Origin of the sequence: Paenibacillus sp. FSL K6-1566, assembly GCF_038050475.1 — a bacterium.
Classification (GTDB): domain Bacteria; phylum Bacillota; class Bacilli; order Paenibacillales; family Paenibacillaceae; genus Paenibacillus_AQ; species Paenibacillus_AQ lactis.
Genome location: NZ_JBBOSR010000001.1, coordinates 606845 through 624116, shown reverse-complemented (window position 1 = coordinate 624116; position 17272 = coordinate 606845). Strand labels below are relative to the sequence as shown.

13 protein-coding genes are annotated in these 17272 nt (G+C 55.0%); 6 read left to right on the top strand and 7 right to left on the bottom strand.

The window, feature by feature from the left end:
• The first annotated feature begins 82 nt into the window (after positions 1–82).
• From NST08_RS02705 to NST08_RS02695, 3 genes are all read left to right on the top strand, one after another.
• Positions 83–1015: an AraC family transcriptional regulator gene (locus NST08_RS02705; RefSeq protein WP_341341420.1), complete on the top strand. Its 933-nt coding sequence runs from the start codon at positions 83–85 to the stop codon at positions 1013–1015.
• Between the two features lie 172 nt (positions 1016–1187).
• On the top strand, positions 1188–2270 hold the full coding sequence (locus NST08_RS02700) for a Gfo/Idh/MocA family protein (protein WP_028404750.1): 1083 nt from the start codon (positions 1188–1190) through the stop codon (positions 2268–2270).
• Between the two features lie 33 nt (positions 2271–2303).
• Positions 2304–3161: a hypothetical protein gene (locus NST08_RS02695; protein WP_341341419.1), complete on the top strand. Its 858-nt coding sequence runs from the start codon at positions 2304–2306 to the stop codon at positions 3159–3161.
• Between the two features lie 151 nt (positions 3162–3312).
• Here NST08_RS02695 and NST08_RS02690 read toward each other — a convergent pair whose 3' ends face one another.
• The 6 genes from NST08_RS02690 to NST08_RS02665 form a co-directional block, all read right to left on the bottom strand.
• Positions 3313–4047, bottom strand: a complete 735-nt coding sequence (locus NST08_RS02690) for an ABC transporter permease (protein WP_007130510.1) — start codon at positions 4045–4047, stop codon at positions 3313–3315.
• 1 nt (position 4048) lies between these two features.
• The gene (locus NST08_RS02685; protein ID WP_341341418.1) at positions 4049–4765 is read right to left on the bottom strand and encodes an ABC transporter permease; all 717 of its coding nucleotides are present in this window, start codon (positions 4763–4765) and stop codon (positions 4049–4051) included.
• Positions 4762–5682: an ABC transporter ATP-binding protein gene (locus NST08_RS02680; protein WP_387733350.1), complete on the bottom strand. Its 921-nt coding sequence runs from the start codon at positions 5680–5682 to the stop codon at positions 4762–4764. Before NST08_RS02680 ends, NST08_RS02685 begins: the two co-directional genes overlap by 4 nt.
• A gap of 1562 nt (positions 5683–7244) precedes the next feature.
• On the bottom strand, positions 7245–8720 hold the full coding sequence (locus NST08_RS02675) for a sensor histidine kinase (RefSeq protein ID WP_210094219.1): 1476 nt from the start codon (positions 8718–8720) through the stop codon (positions 7245–7247).
• Positions 8717–9391, bottom strand: coding sequence for a response regulator transcription factor (locus tag NST08_RS02670; RefSeq protein WP_007130515.1), 675 nt, complete (start codon positions 9389–9391; stop codon positions 8717–8719). Before NST08_RS02670 ends, NST08_RS02675 begins: the two co-directional genes overlap by 4 nt.
• A gap of 146 nt (positions 9392–9537) precedes the next feature.
• Positions 9538–10482 (bottom strand): helix-turn-helix transcriptional regulator, encoded by a 945-nt coding sequence (locus NST08_RS02665; protein WP_210094220.1) that lies wholly within the window; start codon positions 10480–10482, stop codon positions 9538–9540.
• 173 nt (positions 10483–10655) lie between these two features.
• Between NST08_RS02665 and NST08_RS02660 the strand changes: the two genes are divergently transcribed.
• A complete protein-coding gene (locus tag NST08_RS02660) occupies positions 10656–12947 on the top strand; it encodes an excinuclease ABC subunit UvrA (protein ID WP_341342603.1) in 2292 nt (763 codons plus the stop codon).
• A 112-nt stretch (positions 12948–13059) separates the two neighbouring features.
• On the opposite strand, the gene NST08_RS02655 is transcribed toward NST08_RS02660, so the two are convergent.
• Positions 13060–14802: an alpha-amylase family glycosyl hydrolase gene (locus NST08_RS02655; RefSeq protein ID WP_144867133.1), complete on the bottom strand. Its 1743-nt coding sequence runs from the start codon at positions 14800–14802 to the stop codon at positions 13060–13062.
• A gap of 625 nt (positions 14803–15427) precedes the next feature.
• Between NST08_RS02655 and NST08_RS02650 the strand changes: the two genes are divergently transcribed.
• Both NST08_RS02650 and pgmB read left to right on the top strand, forming a co-directional pair.
• On the top strand, positions 15428–16462 hold the full coding sequence (locus NST08_RS02650; RefSeq protein WP_007130519.1) for a LacI family DNA-binding transcriptional regulator: 1035 nt from the start codon (positions 15428–15430) through the stop codon (positions 16460–16462).
• A 142-nt stretch (positions 16463–16604) separates the two neighbouring features.
• On the top strand, positions 16605–17264 hold the full coding sequence (gene pgmB / locus NST08_RS02645) for a beta-phosphoglucomutase (RefSeq protein WP_341034522.1): 660 nt from the start codon (positions 16605–16607) through the stop codon (positions 17262–17264).
• Positions 17265–17272 lie beyond the last annotated feature (8 nt).

The window sequence follows — 17272 nt, the reverse complement described above, 5'->3', positions numbered from 1 at the left end:
CATGAATGCGTTATGCTATGAATAGTCTATAGGATGAAAAACTATCAAATTCAGCGAAGATATCTTTCAGGAGGACAACGAGATGGCCATTCACTGGATCAAGCCCGATATTGCCGAATGCACCCGCCGGGGCATCGCCTACTTTACGTCGGAGCTGGAGATGATCAGCGGCCTGCCGTGCAAAATATACCGGATTACCGAGGAATTCGGCAGCCTGTCGGACCATATGCACGACTACTTCCAAATCTGGTACATCAGCCGGGGAGAGTTCGACCACACCCTGTTCGGCCAGAAATACCGGATGACCCAGGGCAGCATATTCGTCCTTCCTCCCTACAGCGTGCACAGGGTTGAAATGCTTCCAGGAAAAGAGCTTGAAGTGCTCGGCTGCGAGTTTATGCCCGAGTTCATTAACGAGCATCTGCATGCCCGCACGGAAGAATCCGGCGGGTTCGACCAAGCCTTTATCGAGTCGTTCATGGTACCTGAAGACAAAATCCCGCTCAAAATCATGCTCTCCAGCAGCAGTGATCTTGCCGTCAGGGAGCTGATGACCGAGATGCTTGCCGAATTCGGACGGCGAGGCCCCCGCTTTGAGCTGCTGCTTAAGGCGAATCTGCTCAAGCTGCTTGGCATCCTGAGCCGGGAGCTGGAGGAGAACGGGGCCGCCGGATTGACGGGTCCCAACAACCAGTATCGCGAGCCCATTATGAAGTCCATCGAGTTTATCCATAACCATTACGATAAGCCCCTCAGCCTGCAGGAGCTGTGTGCCGTCACGATGATGTCCCGGACGAACTTCTGCCGGCATTTCAAAGAGGTGACCGGCCGTACCTTCAGCCAGTATGTGACCAACTTCCGGGTCCGCATGGCGATGAGACTGCTCGCGCAGCCCGAGCTGACCGTCACGGAGGTATGCTATAAGGTGGGATTTAACGAGCTGCCCTACTTTTGCCGCATCTTCAAGAAATATACCGGCACAACTCCGGCTTACTATAAGAAGAACGCCTATTAGATCGCGAACCTTGTTTTTTTTAACCCTGAACGATAATCCAATAAATAAACACAATAGTGAAATCCGAATGCATGCAGCCCATGGTATACTCTGTGCAAGAAACTAATGAAAGTTCAATTCGGCGTCACCATTACGCAGGCTTTAACAAATCCACGATTTTGGAGGAGAACCGATGAACAAAATTACAATTGCCGTCATTGGCTGCGGCACGATTGCCAACAGCGCTCATATTCCCGCCTACATAGCCAACGAAGATGCTGAAATCAAATACTTCTGTGACATTGCCCTGGACCGGGCGGAGGCTGCCGTTTCCAAATATGAATGCGGCCAAGCTGTTTCGGATTACCGGCAAGTGCTGAACGATCCGGAGGTTGACGCTGTATCCATCTGCACGCCGAACGATGTTCATGCCTCGATCGCCATCGACTGCCTGCGGGCCGGCAAGCACGTATTATGCGAAAAGCCTGCAGCACGGACCTATGCCGAAGCACTCGAGATGCAGAAGGTTCAGCACGAGACCGGCAAGACGCTCAATATCGGGGTTGTGAACCGTTATAATGAAAGCGTTAACCGTATCAAGAACATGATCCAAAACGGCGAGCTCGGCGAGCTGTACCATGTCTATGCCAGCTTCCGTGCCCACCGCTCCATCCCGGGTCTCGGCGGCGCATTTACGACGAAGGCGATCGCCGGCGGCGGCGCGCTGATCGACTGGGGCGTTCATTTCCTGGATGTCGTCATGTACTGTACCGGCGATCCGAAACCGCAAACCGTTTCCGGCCAGGCTTACTGCAAGCTCGGTAAGGATATGGAGGACTACACCTTCCTCAAGATGTGGGCAGGCCCGCCGAAATACGATGGCACATATGACGTCGACGATTTCGTTACGGCCCTCATTCGGACGGAAGGTCCTACGATCTCCTTAAACGGAGCGTGGGCGCAAAATATCGGAGCCGAAGAAATGTTCATCGACTTCCTGGGCGACAAAGGCGGCATCCGTCTGAAATACGGGGCCGAGTTCACCTTCTATACCGCGAAGGACGGCGCGCTGCTTGAAACGACGCCGAAATTCAATATCGGCAACATGTTCCAGAACGAGATCGATGGCTTTATCCGCTCCATCCAGACCGGGGAGAAGCAGCCATCGCATATCGATACGGTCATTCTGTCCTCTCAGATCATCCAGGCGATCTATGATTCGTCCGACAAGGGAGCAGAGGTATCGCTTCAGCCCGTAGCCCAGAGCAGCAACTAACCCAGTTCGAAACGTCAGGGAGGCGTAGGTTTTATGAAAAAAATCGGATTTGTCGATCTGCATCTCGACCAGTTCCATGCGAATAAATATCCCGGTTGGATTGAGCAGGCAAGCAACGGAACCATGAAAGTCGTCTGCGCCTACGGCAAACAGGACAAAGAAGGCGGCCTCACCAATGAAGCTTGGTGCAAGGAGAACGGGATCGAGCAGGTGCATTCCATCGAGGAGGTCGTTGAACGAAGCGACTATCTGATCGTTCTGTCCCCGGACAATCCCGAGTACCATGAGGAGCTGTCGCAGCTGCCGCTGGCTTCCGGGAAGCCTACGTATATCGACAAAACGTTTGCGCCTGATCGCGAGACGGCCATCCGTCTGTTCGAGCTGGCCGGGAAGCATGGAACGCCGATGTACTCGACCTCGGCGCTTCGCTTCGCCAGCGAGTATGCCGAGCTTGAACCCGCAGGGATTCAAACGATCAGCAGCTGGGGACCCGGTGCTTTCTCGAATTATTCCATCCATCAGATCGAGCCGATCGTCCAGCTGATGGGCTCGAATCCGAAACGCGTCATGTTCACCGGAACCGAGGCGTCTCCCGCCCTGCTGATCGACTTCGGCGAAGGACGCCAGGCTGCAGTGAACCACCTCGGGGACAATTGCCCATTTACGCTAGGTGTTCGTTACGACTCCGGCAGCTTCAAGCAGGCAACGGCGAACTCCAACTTCTTCGGGGCGTTCATCGAGAATCTGGTGCACTTCTTCGAGACAGGCAAGCCTGCGGTCGATCCCGCCGAGACGATTGCCGTCATTACGATCATCGAGTACGGGCTGAAGGCATCCACGACGCCGTATGTTTGGGTGGAGCTGCCGGTATTCGCGAACAACTTGCAGTAAAGCTTAACAGAATTTTGCATAGTTCATAGGGTTCATTTCCATCATGGAAAAACAAGAGCTGTTCTTAGGACGCGTCCTCAAGAACAGCTCTTTTTATGTCGAGCAAGATTCCGTCTGCGCAATTTCGGTCGGTTGGAGAGTCCTCCACGAGCTATATTTCCTTCCGCTGAAAATAGATAAGACCCGCGATAAAGAACAGCAGGAACCCGCCGACCACCACCATCATCAGGCTTTCGAACGGCAGATTGAACGCTCCGAAGCCGGCCTGTCCCTGGGGCATCATGGCCAAAAACGGCTGAGCCCATGGATAATACGGCGCATAGGTTTCCGAATTCGCCACGAGCATATTCGGAATCGTAAACACCACGTTCAGTGCCAGCGGAGCGGCAAAGCTGCTCCAAGCCGTGGACACGCCAAGCTGTAAGGCTGCGAGCGGCAGGCAGGCCACCCAGCCGCCAAGCAGGCTGCGTCCCATCATGTCCCACGGAATCGAAGCGTCGATCCCCTTGATCATCCCTGCTCCCAGCACCGCTGCGAGGAACAGTGCCTGCACGACTGCGAGCAGCAGGCTGACTACGGTAAACTTCGCAAAATAAACCGCGCTGCGCGAGACAGGCAGCACCAGCAGCTGCTTCCAGCCTCCGCCCGAATGCTCATACCGGCACACCATTGCGCTGAAAATCCCCGTCATGATGGGCAGAAAGAGCATCGCATGCAGGATGCTCATTATGCCGACCAGCGCTTCCCAAGGCGCGATCGGATTCGATGAGCCTTCCACAATGCCGAGCAGCATAACCAGGGCCGCGCACATAAGAATCTGTACCCACAGTCTTGACTTCGATAATTTTAGCCACTCGCAGGACACCGCTCTTGTATAGGCCGTCATCTCAATCCACATCCTTCCGGTTAAAATGAATCAGCCCGGCGCAAGCAATGACAACGCCCAGCAGCAGGCCCGCACCGATTACTTTCGCGTCGCCCGGCCCCATATACGCTAGCAGCGGCCACTTGAGCGGCATCCAATTCGGAAATTGGAAGGCGAACATGGACACGACCGATGCCGTAATGCCGATGCTTACCGGCAAGCCCTGATTCTTCAGCGTCAGCGACAGCCACAGCTGGAGCGCAAGCATCGGTAGTGCGGCGAACAACTGGACAAAGCCGATCCGCAGCAGATCCAGATACGGCATCTGCTCGACGCCCATCCCCAGCAGCAGCCCCAAGCCAGCCGTACCTAATGTCAGCAAAATGCAGGAAACGCACAGAATCAGGAACGCCTGCACGAATTTCGCGCTGAACACGGCCGTTCGTGAAATCGGCAATGCCAGCAGCTGCTTCCAGGAGCTGAGCTGGTGCTCGACGTTTGCCATGAGGGAGCAGACCAGCGTGATGCCAAGGAACAGCGCGATCGGCACGAAGAACAGTACGTTCTCCAGCAAGCCGCCCCACGGATCATCCGCATAGGACTTCATCAAGTAGTCATACCGCAGTCCGAAGTTTAGGCCCTGCATCGCCACCAGCCCGATCGGTCCCAGCGCGGCGAGAAACCAAATGCCTTTGCCCCGGATTTTCAGCCAATCGGCTGACAGTGCTCGGACCATCATGGGCGGCTCCCCTCCCCTACGATTTGCATGAAGATATCCTCGAGCGACTTCCGCTTCTCCTCGACCCGATATACCGCATGCCGATTCTCGACCAGCCGCTTGACGAGCAGCGCCACCTTGGCATCCTGCATTGATTCCAGCTCGAGCACATGGTTTCTGAGCGTGCCTTCGCAGCCAAGATCCAGCGCGAGCTGCAGAGCGTCCTCCGGCTCCGACACCGTCAGGCGGAAGCCGCTGGAAGCCGTCCGGATCAGGTTATCGATCGAATCCTGGAATACCATTCGGCCTTCACGGATGATGCCAACCTTGTCGGCCATCTGCTCGACCTCGCCCAACAGATGACTGGAGACCAGAACGGTGATGCCGTATTGTCGCGGCATGTTTTTGATCAGCTCCCGGATTTCATGAATCCCGGACGGGTCCAATCCGTTGGTCGGTTCATCAAGAATCAGCAGCTCCGGATTGTTCAGCAGGGCAGCCGCAATCCCGAGTCGCTGCTTCATGCCGAGGGAATATCCCTTCACCGGGCGCTTCGCCTCTTTCGTCAGAGAGACGATTTCCAGCACTTCCGCAATGCGGGATTTCGGGCTGCCGGTGATCCGGCGGATGGCCTCCAAATTTTCCACCGCCGTCAAATGTCCATAATACGACGGATATTCTACAAGCGAGCCGGTACGGCGCAAGATGTCCATTTTCTCGCTCTTCAAATCCTTGCCGAATAGATGAATGGCTCCGCGCGTCGGCTGGATCAGCCCGAGCAGCATCCGGATCGTCGTTGTCTTTCCGGCCCCGTTCGGCCCGAGAAAGCCGTAAATGTCACCGCGCGCGATCTCCAGATTCAAGTCCTCGACTGCTGCGCGTTTTTTGTATGTTTTATAAAGTCCCTTTGTTTGAATGACGAGTTCCGTCACGTTCATCACCTCGTAAACCATCGTACTTGGTCAAGGTTAAACGGCGGTCGGGGGCAAGTTTAAATTTTCTTTAAAAAAGCGAATCAGGGTAGAGCGCGCTCCTAGCTTCGTGCAACTAAGGCCGCTTCGGTGGCGGATCGTTCTTCCGATCGCTGTTAAATCCGGGAAACCGGAATGATCCTAAACGAGGTTATTTCCCGGATTTAAAGGCGAGCGCTCCGCTTCTCCAGACCGATTCCTCCCCCTCCGCTGGTGCCTGCGAATATCAAGTTATGCTTTACAATGTTTCTATGAGCCGGCACTCAAACTCTCATACAGTTGCTCGCTCTGCCCTTGATCGCAGTGCGGGGGATGGGTAGGACAACCACCACCGCTTCGAGTGGTGGTCATAAACTCTTCCTGCAACGATGGCCGCTTCGGTGGCGGATCGTTCTTCCGATCGCTGTTAAATCCGAGAAACCGGAATGATCCTAAACGAGGTTGTTTCCCGGATTTAAAGGCGAACGCTCCGCTTCTCCAGACCGATTCCTCCCCCTCCGCTGGTGCGACGGGTATGAGATATGTGCTATCCGAGGTTTCTAAGTTTCCATGCCTCTGCTCGCTGTCAGCGCACATCGCTCCTTCTATAAGGCACTCAGACTTCTCATGCAGCTACCTAATGCCATACTACTCGCCTTACCCATGATCGCAGTGCTGGGGGATGGGTAGGACAACCACCACCGCTTCGAGTGGTGGTGATAAAACCCCCGTGCAACAAGGCCGCTTCGGTGACGGTCATAAACTCCTCCTGCAACTAAGGCCGCTTCGGTGACGGTCATAAACTCTTCCTGCAACGATGGCCGCTTCGGTGGCGGATCGTTCTTCCGATCGCTGTTAAATCCGGGAAACCGGAATGATCCCAAACAAGGTTGTTTCCCGGATTTAAAGGCGAACGCTACGCTTCTCCAGACCGATTCCTCCCCCTCCGCTGGTGCGACGGGTATGAGATTATGCAGTACAGGGCTTCATTCCCTAATAATTGGTACGTCGATTGATGATGATCTAAAATTTACTGAAACTTCCAATCCCTCATTACGTATGGTCACTTAGGGCTTAATCACTGAATGCGTGCTAGCTGACGCTGGCCAACAGGATAAGGGCATGTTACAGCCTAAGGTCCGAGCTGTGCTTGTTTCTGGTAGTGGTGCTGCTTCTATAGGCACTGTCGGCTGGCTATCGTCCCCCGTTCATGGATATATGCCCGACAATTCAATTCGAAATGAGGTCATTCGCATGAAAAAGGTAACCTGGCCTGGAAGAACCAAGCTAGACAACTTCTCCAATTACGTGACTTTGATCCTGGATGTGATCTTGTATATCCCACGTTGGATTATGAGATTGTTTTAAATAAAGGGAGGATTAGCCTTCCCCTAGGTAAATGCCGCAGTTAAGGCGGCAAACAGCACAAAAAAAGGACCCGGAAACGTCCGGCTCCTTCATTCGCACCTCAATGATTTGTCTTGTTCACGGCGCTGCGCGTCATCACGATCATCAACTTCCGAGTGAGCTTTACAGGCCGTCGCGGCTTATTACATATCGTCCACTTCAAACCGGACCTGCTTCCCTCCGGGATTAAGCTCCTGCCCTGGGTAAACGCCGCCGCTTCCCGGCTTCCAGATGGTGATTCTCGTTCCTTCGCCGGAGCTCTCAACCTCGCATTTTAACCCCATTTCCTTCGCTAGGAAATCCACGACCGCAAGCCCGATGCCTGCGCCCTTGTTATGGGACTCGCTGCCGAATCCCGGGCCGCGATCCGAGATGATCAGCGCTCCGGTCTCTTCACCGCCTTCGACTTGGCGTTCCTCGGTATAAATGCCGATATACTTACCGGATTGGGCATGGCGCACGACATTTTGAAACAAATTGTCGAGCAGCCGCCGGAACCATAACACATCGACATTCCAGATCAGCGGCTCTTCGCGCAGAGCAATGTCGGGCTCGATGCCTGCTTTTTCCCATACCGGATACCATGCGGCCGCACTCTCTTTGACCAGTCTCAAAACGTCCTTCGCATCAAGGTTTAGCTGCACCTTGCCGCTCGTGAGCAGATTATAGGATAGCAGGTTATCAATTAATCCCCCCAAATCGCCGATTTTGGCCTCGATGAGGGAGAGCGATTCCTTGCCCCTCCCGCTGAGCGGCTCCCGCTCCAAAGAGAAAATATGGCTTCGTATAACCGTCAATGGCGTCCTCAAGTCATGCGACAAGCTCGCAATGAGCGACTTGCGCAGCTCCTCCTCCTCGCGCTGGCGGCGCTGGCCCTCTTCCAGCTGGCTCACCATATCGTTGTAGCCCTCTTCCAGCTGCCCGATCTCATCCAGCTTGGTCAACGTGACCGGCTGCGGGATGCCTGTTGCTTCATTCGGGGATGTCATTGCGTTCCGGAGGCGCAGCAGCCGCTTGCGGATGCGTACGAAGAACAGCCAGGACACCAGGATGAAGAGGCCGGACATGGTCGCCATGAATAAACCGTACAGGGTCGTCTCGCTGGCGATCGGATCCTGTACGCTGATATATTTTCTCGGAATCCGCATCACCATGAAGCCCTCGTCCGCTCCCTCATCCCCGATAAAAGCGACCACCGTGAACGGATCGGCCCCGACGGAATTTTTCATAAATTGTACGGTATGCTGGGCGCTCCATAACGCGGGCATATCCTCCTGCACAGGGAGCTCGATCCGCTTTCGACTATCGCTGTCCACCCACAGCATCTGAACTTCAGGATAAGCCTGCCGCAGCGATTTCAGCCTCTGCTCGATCTCCTCCGGCGATGCGCCTTCTAATTGGGTTGCTTCCTTATGCCACATTTTCTCCAATACGGTCCCATTCTCATATTTTTTGTCGGGAAGCGGCGGCACGTCCATGAATGTGTTGGCAACGAACCAGTAGAACACGGAGGCGAGCGGGAACAGAATCGGCATGAAAATCATGGCCACCGAAATAAGCAGCAGATACCGATTCGTCAGGGATTTGCGAAACCGCCCCTTCGCTCTCCACCCTTTCATGCTTTCACCCGGTAGCCGAGCCCGCGGACCGTCTCGATAATTTCCGGGGACGCCGGGTCCCGCTCCAGCTTCTCGCGCAGGTAACGGATATGAACCATCAACGTCTTGTCCCCCTCGATATAAGACTCACCCCATACCGATTCATAGATCTGCTCCTTGGTCATGACGCGGCCCTGATGCTGAAGCAGGTACATAAAAATCTGATACTGCTTGCCGGTCAGCAAAATTTCCTCTCCGGTATCCTCATTGACGATCCGGTTCTCGCCCTCATAAACCGTCAAATGCTTGACCCTCACCGGTTCGGCGGATTGTACGGCAGAACGGCGCAGCAGCACCTCGACCCTTGCCGCCAGCTCGTCCGGGTGGAAAGGCTTGGTCAAGTAATCGTCCGCGAATTCCAGACCCTGGAGTTTGTCGTCGATGGACGTTCTGGCCGACAGCATCAGAATCGGCAATCCGGGGTACGCCTTCTTCAGCCGCTGTCCGACCGTAAACCCGTCGAGCCCGGGGAGCATGACGTCCAAGACGACAACCGCGCATTGGGCAGCTTCTTCCACTGCCTTTTCTCCGCTCTGGAGCCATTTCACCCCATAGCCCTTTTCCTTCAAAAAATCACTCACCCATCCGCCGATATCGCGGTCATCCTCGATATATAAAATGCTTGCGCTCATGGATATCTCCCTTTCCACCACCAAAATGTCGGCAATGCTTCTTCCAGCCGCTAACGCAAGGTGCGGGTCAGCGATTCGTTCCTCCGGCACCTGTCTTTTGTCATTGTAACATGTAAAAAAGGAAGAGCTACACCTCTGCAGCCCACTCACAACCGTCCCTGATCATAGTGGGCGATGAGCCGCCTTGCCTTATCCCGGATCAAATCCACAATCTCCTGAGGCTCGATGATCTTCGCTTCCGTTCCAAGCCTGAGAAACACATCGGCTATGTATTCAAAATCGCTGCGGTCTACCGTCACGTCGACAACGCCGCGATGCTCTTCAAGCATAACCACCTCATCCTCCAGCCAAGGGATGCTCGCGCATTGCCGGGCCCCTTCTCTTGTGAGCTCCGCATACAGGCGGACCGGCTGCCGGATCGGGTATTCCTGAAGCCATTCCTCCAGCGTCATATCAAGCTCCCACGACCGGTCCGTCGGGGTCCAGGACTCGATCCGGTCAGCCCGAAACAAGCGCGGCTCCTCCGTCTCCCCCTCGGCGGCCAGCATGTACCACAGACCGTCGCGGGCATACACGCCGATCGGCTGAATTTCCCGGTCGCTCGTACGGTTCTTTGAGCGGTACCCGATCCTCACAACGCGCTGGTATAGGGCTGCTTCGATCATTTCTTTCAGAAAAGGGGAACCTGCCGTTCGGCGCGGACTCCAAAAGGCCAGCACGGATTCCAAGCGGCTGATCATCGCTTTGGCATCCTCGGGAAACCCCGCCAGCAATTTCCGTGCGGCCGAATCCATGTTCAGCTCAAACGGCAGTGACCGGTAGCGCTTCAAAGACTGGAAGGCAAAGAAGATCGCAAACACCTCATCCTCATCAAACAGCACCGGCGGAAGAACACGGCTGCTGAGCGTACGGTAGCCCCCATGACGTCCTTGCTCGGTATATAAGGGAACGCCCATATCGCTGATTTCGGTCAAATATCGGTGCGCAGTGCGCACCGAAACGCCAAATTCATCGGCGACCTCCTGGGCGGTAAAGCTTCGTTTGGCATTGACGAACAGAATCACATCCATCAACAGCTTGGCTTTGGACACCGCTTGCTCCTCCTTTTCGGTCTTGCCAATAAGTAGACAATTATTGTCATGTTTATAAGATATGCTATTCCCGTAAGCAGGTCAAAGACTGGAACCGGAAAGGAGAATGAATCATGAGCTCAGACATGAACTCGGGCAAAAAATCAGACATGAACTCGAACACGAAATCGAGCATGAGTCCAGGCTTGATTTCGGACAAGAGCAACGCTTCAAATCCGAACAATGTCATTCGCGTTATCGGCGCCAAGAATAAAAATTTGCGCAGCGTCAGTCTCGATATCCCCAAAAAGCGAATTACGGTATTCACCGGCGTATCCGGCTCCGGCAAGTCCGCCCTCGTCTTCGATACGATCGCCGCCGAGTCACAGCGCCAGATGAATGAGACCTATTCCAGCTTTATTCGGCACCGCCTTCCCGGATACGGGGAACCGGATGTCGAATCGATCGAGCATCTATCCGCAGCGATCCTGATCAACCAAAAGCGGATCGGCGGCAACGCAAGGTCCACCGTCGGAACGGCTACGGATATCCATGCTTTGCTGCGGCTGTTGTTTTCACGGATCGGTCAGCCTTTTGTCGGGCACTCGGACGTCTTCTCCTTCAACAATCCGCAGGGCATGTGTCCGCGCTGCGAGGGGCTTGGCAAAGTCAACGTCATCCGGATCGATCGCCTGATCGACAAGGAAAAATCACTGAATGAAGGAGCGATCCGATTCCCGACCTTTCGTCCCGGCGATTTCCGCTGGAAGCGGTATACGGCCACTGGATTATTCGACAATGACCGGAAGCTGAAGGATTATAGTCCGGAAGAGTGGGACCTGCTCCTGTACCAATCCGGGTTCAAGCCGCCAAACCCGACGCCGGAATGGCCGCCGACCTCTTATTATGAAGGCGTCATTCCGCGAATCGAGCGGTCATTTCTAAGCAAGGATTCCCGAGATGCGCAGCTGTACAGGGAAGCGATCAACGATGTAGCCCCCCGCTCGGTGTGCCCTGAATGTCAAGGGGGCAGGCTCAATCAAGAGTCGCTGTCCTGCAAAATCAACGGCTATTCCATCGCCGACTGCTCACGGATGCCGGCGGATGAGCTGATTGCATTTTTGCGGAGGATTCGCGAGTCGGAGGCTGCACCGATCGCAAGCGCCTGCATAACCCGGCTGGAACAGCTGAAGCTGGTCGGAATCGGGTACCTGTCCATGGATCGCGAGACCGCAACATTGTCGGGCGGAGAGTCGCAGCGCATCAAAATGGTCCGGCAGCTCGGAAGCAGCTTGACCGATCTCACCTACATTTTCGACGAGCCGAGCACCGGTCTTCACCCTCATGATGTCCATAACATGAACAAGCTGCTGCTCCAGCTTCGCGACAAGGGCAATACGCTCCTGATCGTGGAGCATGATCCGGATGTCATCCGATTGGCCGATCATATCGTCGACATGGGCCCCGGGTCCGGTGTTGCCGGCGGCACGATCGTTTACGAAGGCGATTACGAAGGACTTCTGGAGTCCGGCACCTTGACCGGCAAGCATCTTCAGCAGCGGGCACGGTTAAAGGAACAGGTGCGGGAACCTTCCGGGTGGCTGACGATTTCGAACGCCGCCTTACACAATCTGCGCGATGTCACGGTTCGCATCCCCACCGGGGTGCTGACGGTTGTCACCGGCGTCGCCGGATCAGGCAAAAGCACGCTGATCAACCACGTGCTCCCTCAGTGCTATCCGGAAACGGTGATCGTCGACCAGGATGCCATCCATGCCTCAAACCGCTCCAACATCGCCACATATACCGGCATCTTCGATCCGATTCGGAAGCTGTATGCCGCTGCTAACCATGTCAGCGCATCCCTGTTCAGCTTTAATGCCAAGGGCGCTTGCCCGGCCTGCAGCGGTGCCGGAACGATCACGACCGATCTCGCCTTCATGGATCAGCTGGTCACCGTCTGCGAAGCATGCCGGGGCCGCCGTTTCCGCGATGACGTTCTGCGGTACCGCCTTCGCGGCAAAGACATCAGCGAGGTGCTGGCGATGTCGGTTGACGAGGCGATGTCCTTCTTCCCGGAGAAGGACATCCGCCCCGCTTTGCAGCGCCTGCACGATACCGGCCTCGGTTATATGACGCTGGGCCAGCCGCTCAGCACACTGTCGGGCGGCGAGCGGCAGCGAGTCAAGCTGGCGGCGGAACTGGACAAGCACGGCGAGATCTATGTGCTCGATGAACCATCGACGGGGCTGCATCTGTCCGACTGCGAGAAGCTCGTATCGGTCATCGAGCGGCTGGTGGAGCAAGGCAGCACCGTCATTGTCATCGAGCATAATCTCGATATCATCCGCCAGGCGGATTGGATCATCGATCTTGGCCCCGGCGCGGGCATGGACGGCGGGCAGCTGCTTTTCTCTGGCAAGCCGAGGGAGCTGTTAGAATGCAAAGACTCCTTAACGGCAAGATACCTAGAAGCGTACCGTTGATTGCAAGTCATGAAGGTATCCCGAAATTGCAAGCATAAAAAAAGCCCCCCGTGCCCTCATATACGAAGGCTCGGGGGGCTTGCTGCAACTGTAGCCGCTTCCCTTACGGACGCTACTCCAACACGGCGGTTGTATACGGCGGCAGCGTTAAGCTTGACCCGTTTAATGCCGCTCGGTCATCCGTCGTTTTGGCCAGCGCCTTGAACGGATCGCCGCCGCTCGTTCCCGCCAGCTCCACACGCTGCTCCTTGCCGGACAGATTGTGGACGACTAGCGCTTTACTGTCGTTCGTCCGACGAACGTAAGCCATCACGCTCTCGTTGCCGGAGGCAAACGATTCGATCGTTCCCCGATTTAGCGCAAGCATTTCATGGCGCCATGCGATCAAGGTACGGTAGCGGGACAACAGGGAATCGGGATCGCCCGTCTGCTGCAGCACACCTTCGACCTGATCGCCCCGGTTATGCTTGAGCGGCTCCCAAGTGGTCTGTCCCTTGTCGCTGCCTGTATTGGACCAGATCATCGGCTCGCGGATCTGTTCATCCGGCTTCGCTCCCCGCATACCGATTTCCTCACCGTAGTAAATAAACGGGTTGCCCGGCATGGTGAGCAGAATGCCCGCAGCCATCTTGGCATGATCCAAATTGCCGTTCAGCTGGGTCATTACACGATTCATGTCGTGGTTGGTAAGGAACGCCGCATCCGAAAACGAGCCTCCCGATACCTTGCTGAACAAGCCGTATGTCCGCTCCAGCGTGAAGGCCAGATTGTTATCCTTCTCATTCGTTACGGCCCCGATCATGCTTTCGCCGAGACCGAAATTGAAGCCCGAATCAAATGCCTTATCCAGGTACGGGGCAATAACAGCTGCCGAGTTGTCCCAGATCTCCCCTACGATGTAGGCATCGGGGTTCACCTCGTTCATGCGGCTGCGGAACTCCTGCCACCAAGCGGTATTTTTGGCTGTCGTGGCCTCGCCCTTGTCGGACATCAGATCCTCATAAATATGCTTGGCCGCATCGATGCGGAAGCCGTCTACTCCCATCTCCAGCCAGTAGGCTCCAATATCCTTCATCTCTTCCCTGACCTTGGGATTGTCGAAGTTCAGGTCCGGCATGCCGCCCCAGAACGTCCCCATGTAATGGGCTCCGTTTAACTCATGCCAAGGGGTGCCGCTGCCGGCTGCGCTCGAGCCCGTCGGCTTCTTGCCTTGGTCCTCGGCCCATACATACCAATCCCGGGTCGGCGATTTCGAATCGGCGGCTGCCTCCTTGAACCATGGATGCTCCGTGCTTGTATGGTTGACGACCAGGTCCATGATGACCTTGATTCCGCGCTTCTCCGCCTCGGCCAGCAGCGCTTTGAAATCCTCCAGCGTTCCGTAGTCAGGATGAATCGCCCGGTAGTCGGTCACATCATATCCGTGATAGCTGGGTGATGGGTTAATCGGCATGAGCCAGATGCCGGTGACCCCCAGATCATCGGTCGTGTCCGGATTGCCGTCGTTTAAGTAATCGAGCTTCTCGATAACTCCCCGCAAATCGCCGACACCGTCTCCATCAGAATCATAGAAGGATCGCACGAAAATTTCGTAGTATACATCGGACGGCTGTTCATCCACCTCCGCCTGCGCGGACTCAGATGAGCTCGTATCCCCTCCTTGCCCCGGCTCTTGGGCAGTCTCCGCCTTGCCGGGGTTCTGTCCCTGCTCCTGCCCGGTTCCCGCCTTCGACCCGGCTTCTTCCTGCGCCGAAGTCCCTCCGCTGCCGCTGCACCCGGCAAGCAGAACACTTACAAGCGCCACGCAGCTAAACCAGACGGGCCAAGATCGCCTGCTGCTCCATTGCTTCATCATCTCCACTTCCTCCTGTTTGTCTTATTCTTAAATTTTGCCTTAATCTTAAAGTTAGAGCGGTTTGCCTACAGCTCATAACAACGCGCAAACGTTTGAATTTATTTTCCTAACATCTACCAATAAAACGGTTACAATTCTTAAATCAACATACCGGATTTCCTTTTACAGCCTGGCCCAACTGCCCATGCTATGCTTATGATCATTTTGTAAAATACTCGAGCTTCTCCTATCATACATCACTTCACGAAATTGTTAAATCGTTTGCACAAGTCCGTATTGTGTTGTTTTCAGCAGTTTTCCAAAAATAATATACGGTTTTCTCTCGATATCTGTAAATATCTTCGTTTTTGTTGCGTTTGTGAATAATTGCGCTCGGCGGATCCGGATACGTATTTACAAGCATTTCGATTAACGTTAATATTACAGTGTGAAACCGTTTAAAGTATCGCATGAATACGGCTTATTATCAGCTTGAACCTTGTATAATTGGGGCCTTACAGACCCAACATGGAAATGAAGAGGAGCACCGCGGCTCGCGCAAGAGCTATTGATTCTGTTCTAAAAACAGCGGCTGCCCTTTTCTTGTTTTCAAAAAAACGCAAACGGTTCCACTGGAGGTCCTATTATGTCTGTGACGATTAAAGATGTCGCTAAACGAGCGGGCGTATCCCCCTCTACCGTCTCTAGGGTGCTGTCAAATCACCCGAGAATCAGCCGCGAAACCTCGCGGAAGGTCAGAGACATTATGGAGGAAATGGGCTACCACCCCAATATTATGGCAAAAAGCCTTGTTTCCAAAACAACGGAAAGCATATGTGTCATTCTTCCCAAACCGGCTGAAGAGCTGTTTCTCAACCTGTTCTTCATGGAGCTGATCCGCGGGATCGTCGCCCAAGCCAACCGCTCCGGGTACGATGTCCTGATCAGCTCGGGCGGCAATGAGAAGGAGGAGGTCGAAGCGGTATCGCGGCTGCTGAACGGCCGCCGCGTCGATGGCGCGATTCTGCTATATTCCCGGCAGGATGATGCCGTTGTCGATTTCCTGAAATCCAACGATTATCCGTTCGTCCTGGTCGGACGCAGCGAGAAGTATCCGGACCTGCTATCGGTCGATACGGATAACGTCCAGGCGGCGTATGATGCGACGAAGCATCTGATCTCCCTGGGCCATAAACGGATCGGCTTTGTCAGCGGTCCGCCTAACCTGATCGTATCCCAGGACCGGATGAAGGGCTATGGCAAGGCGCTTGCGGATGCCGGGCTCGACATGCGGAAGGAGTGGGTTGTCGAAGGCGAGTTTCTCCAGGAAAGCGGCTATCGTGCCATGTCCTTCTTCATGAATCTGCCGGAGCGCCCTACCGCGCTCGTTATCGTCGACGATATCGTGGCGTTCGGCGTGCTTCGGGGCCTGCACGAGCTTGGATACAAGGTTCCCGAGGACGTGTCGATCATCAGCTTTAACAACATTTCGTTGACCGAGCTGTCGACACCGCCGCTGAGCAGCGTGGACATCGGGATTTACAACCTTGGCTACACCGCCTCCCAGGCGCTGATCCAGTCAATCCGCCACGATGGCGAGACGGTCTTGCCCCATCGCTATATTATCCCGCATCGCTTGATGATCCGGGAGTCATCGATGTACTCGATGCCGAAATCATAAGCTTGGCGGCTATTGCCGTCAGGCCACCAACAATTTTTGTAAAATAAAGAAGCCACCTAGTGCTTCCTTTATTTTTGACGTTTGGTTCAAACGTTTGCACTAATTCGCATTTCAACGATTTTACGCAATGAGGAGGAATTGCATGTCATCGATCACCGCATGCTTATTCGACCTGGACGGCGTCTTGGTTGATACGGCCAAATACCACTATATCGCATGGAAGCGACTTGCCGAAGAGCTGGGATTTGAGTTCACGGAGCAGGACAATGAGCGACTGAAGGGCGTAAGCCGGATGGCTTCCTTGGACATCCTGCTTGAGATTGGCGGGCTTGCCCCGGATGAGGAGACCAAGCTGGATCTTGCCGCGAAAAAGAACGCCTGGTACGTGGAGTATATCTCCACCATGGACGCCTCGGAAATTTTGCCCGGCGCGCTGGAGTTCATTCAGTCGCTGAAGGAGCGCGGCATAAAGGTCGCGCTCGGGTCCGCCAGCAAGAACGCGATGCTGATTCTGAACAACACGGGGCTAACTCCCTACTTCGATGCCATTATCGACGGCACGAAAACCCAGCAGGCTAAGCCGGACCCGGAGGTCTTCACGCTCGGTGCCCGGGAGCTTGGCGTACCGACTGAGAGCTGCGTCGTATTCGAGGATGCCGAGGCTGGAATCGAGGCCGCCACCCGGGCCGGCATGCGCTGTGTCGGCATCGGATCGCCGGAAACGTTGGGGCGCGCCAATCTGGTAATCTCCTCACTCGAAGGCTTTACGGTGGACCGTCTGCTCGGATTGCAGGAGAAGTAAAGCAGTTC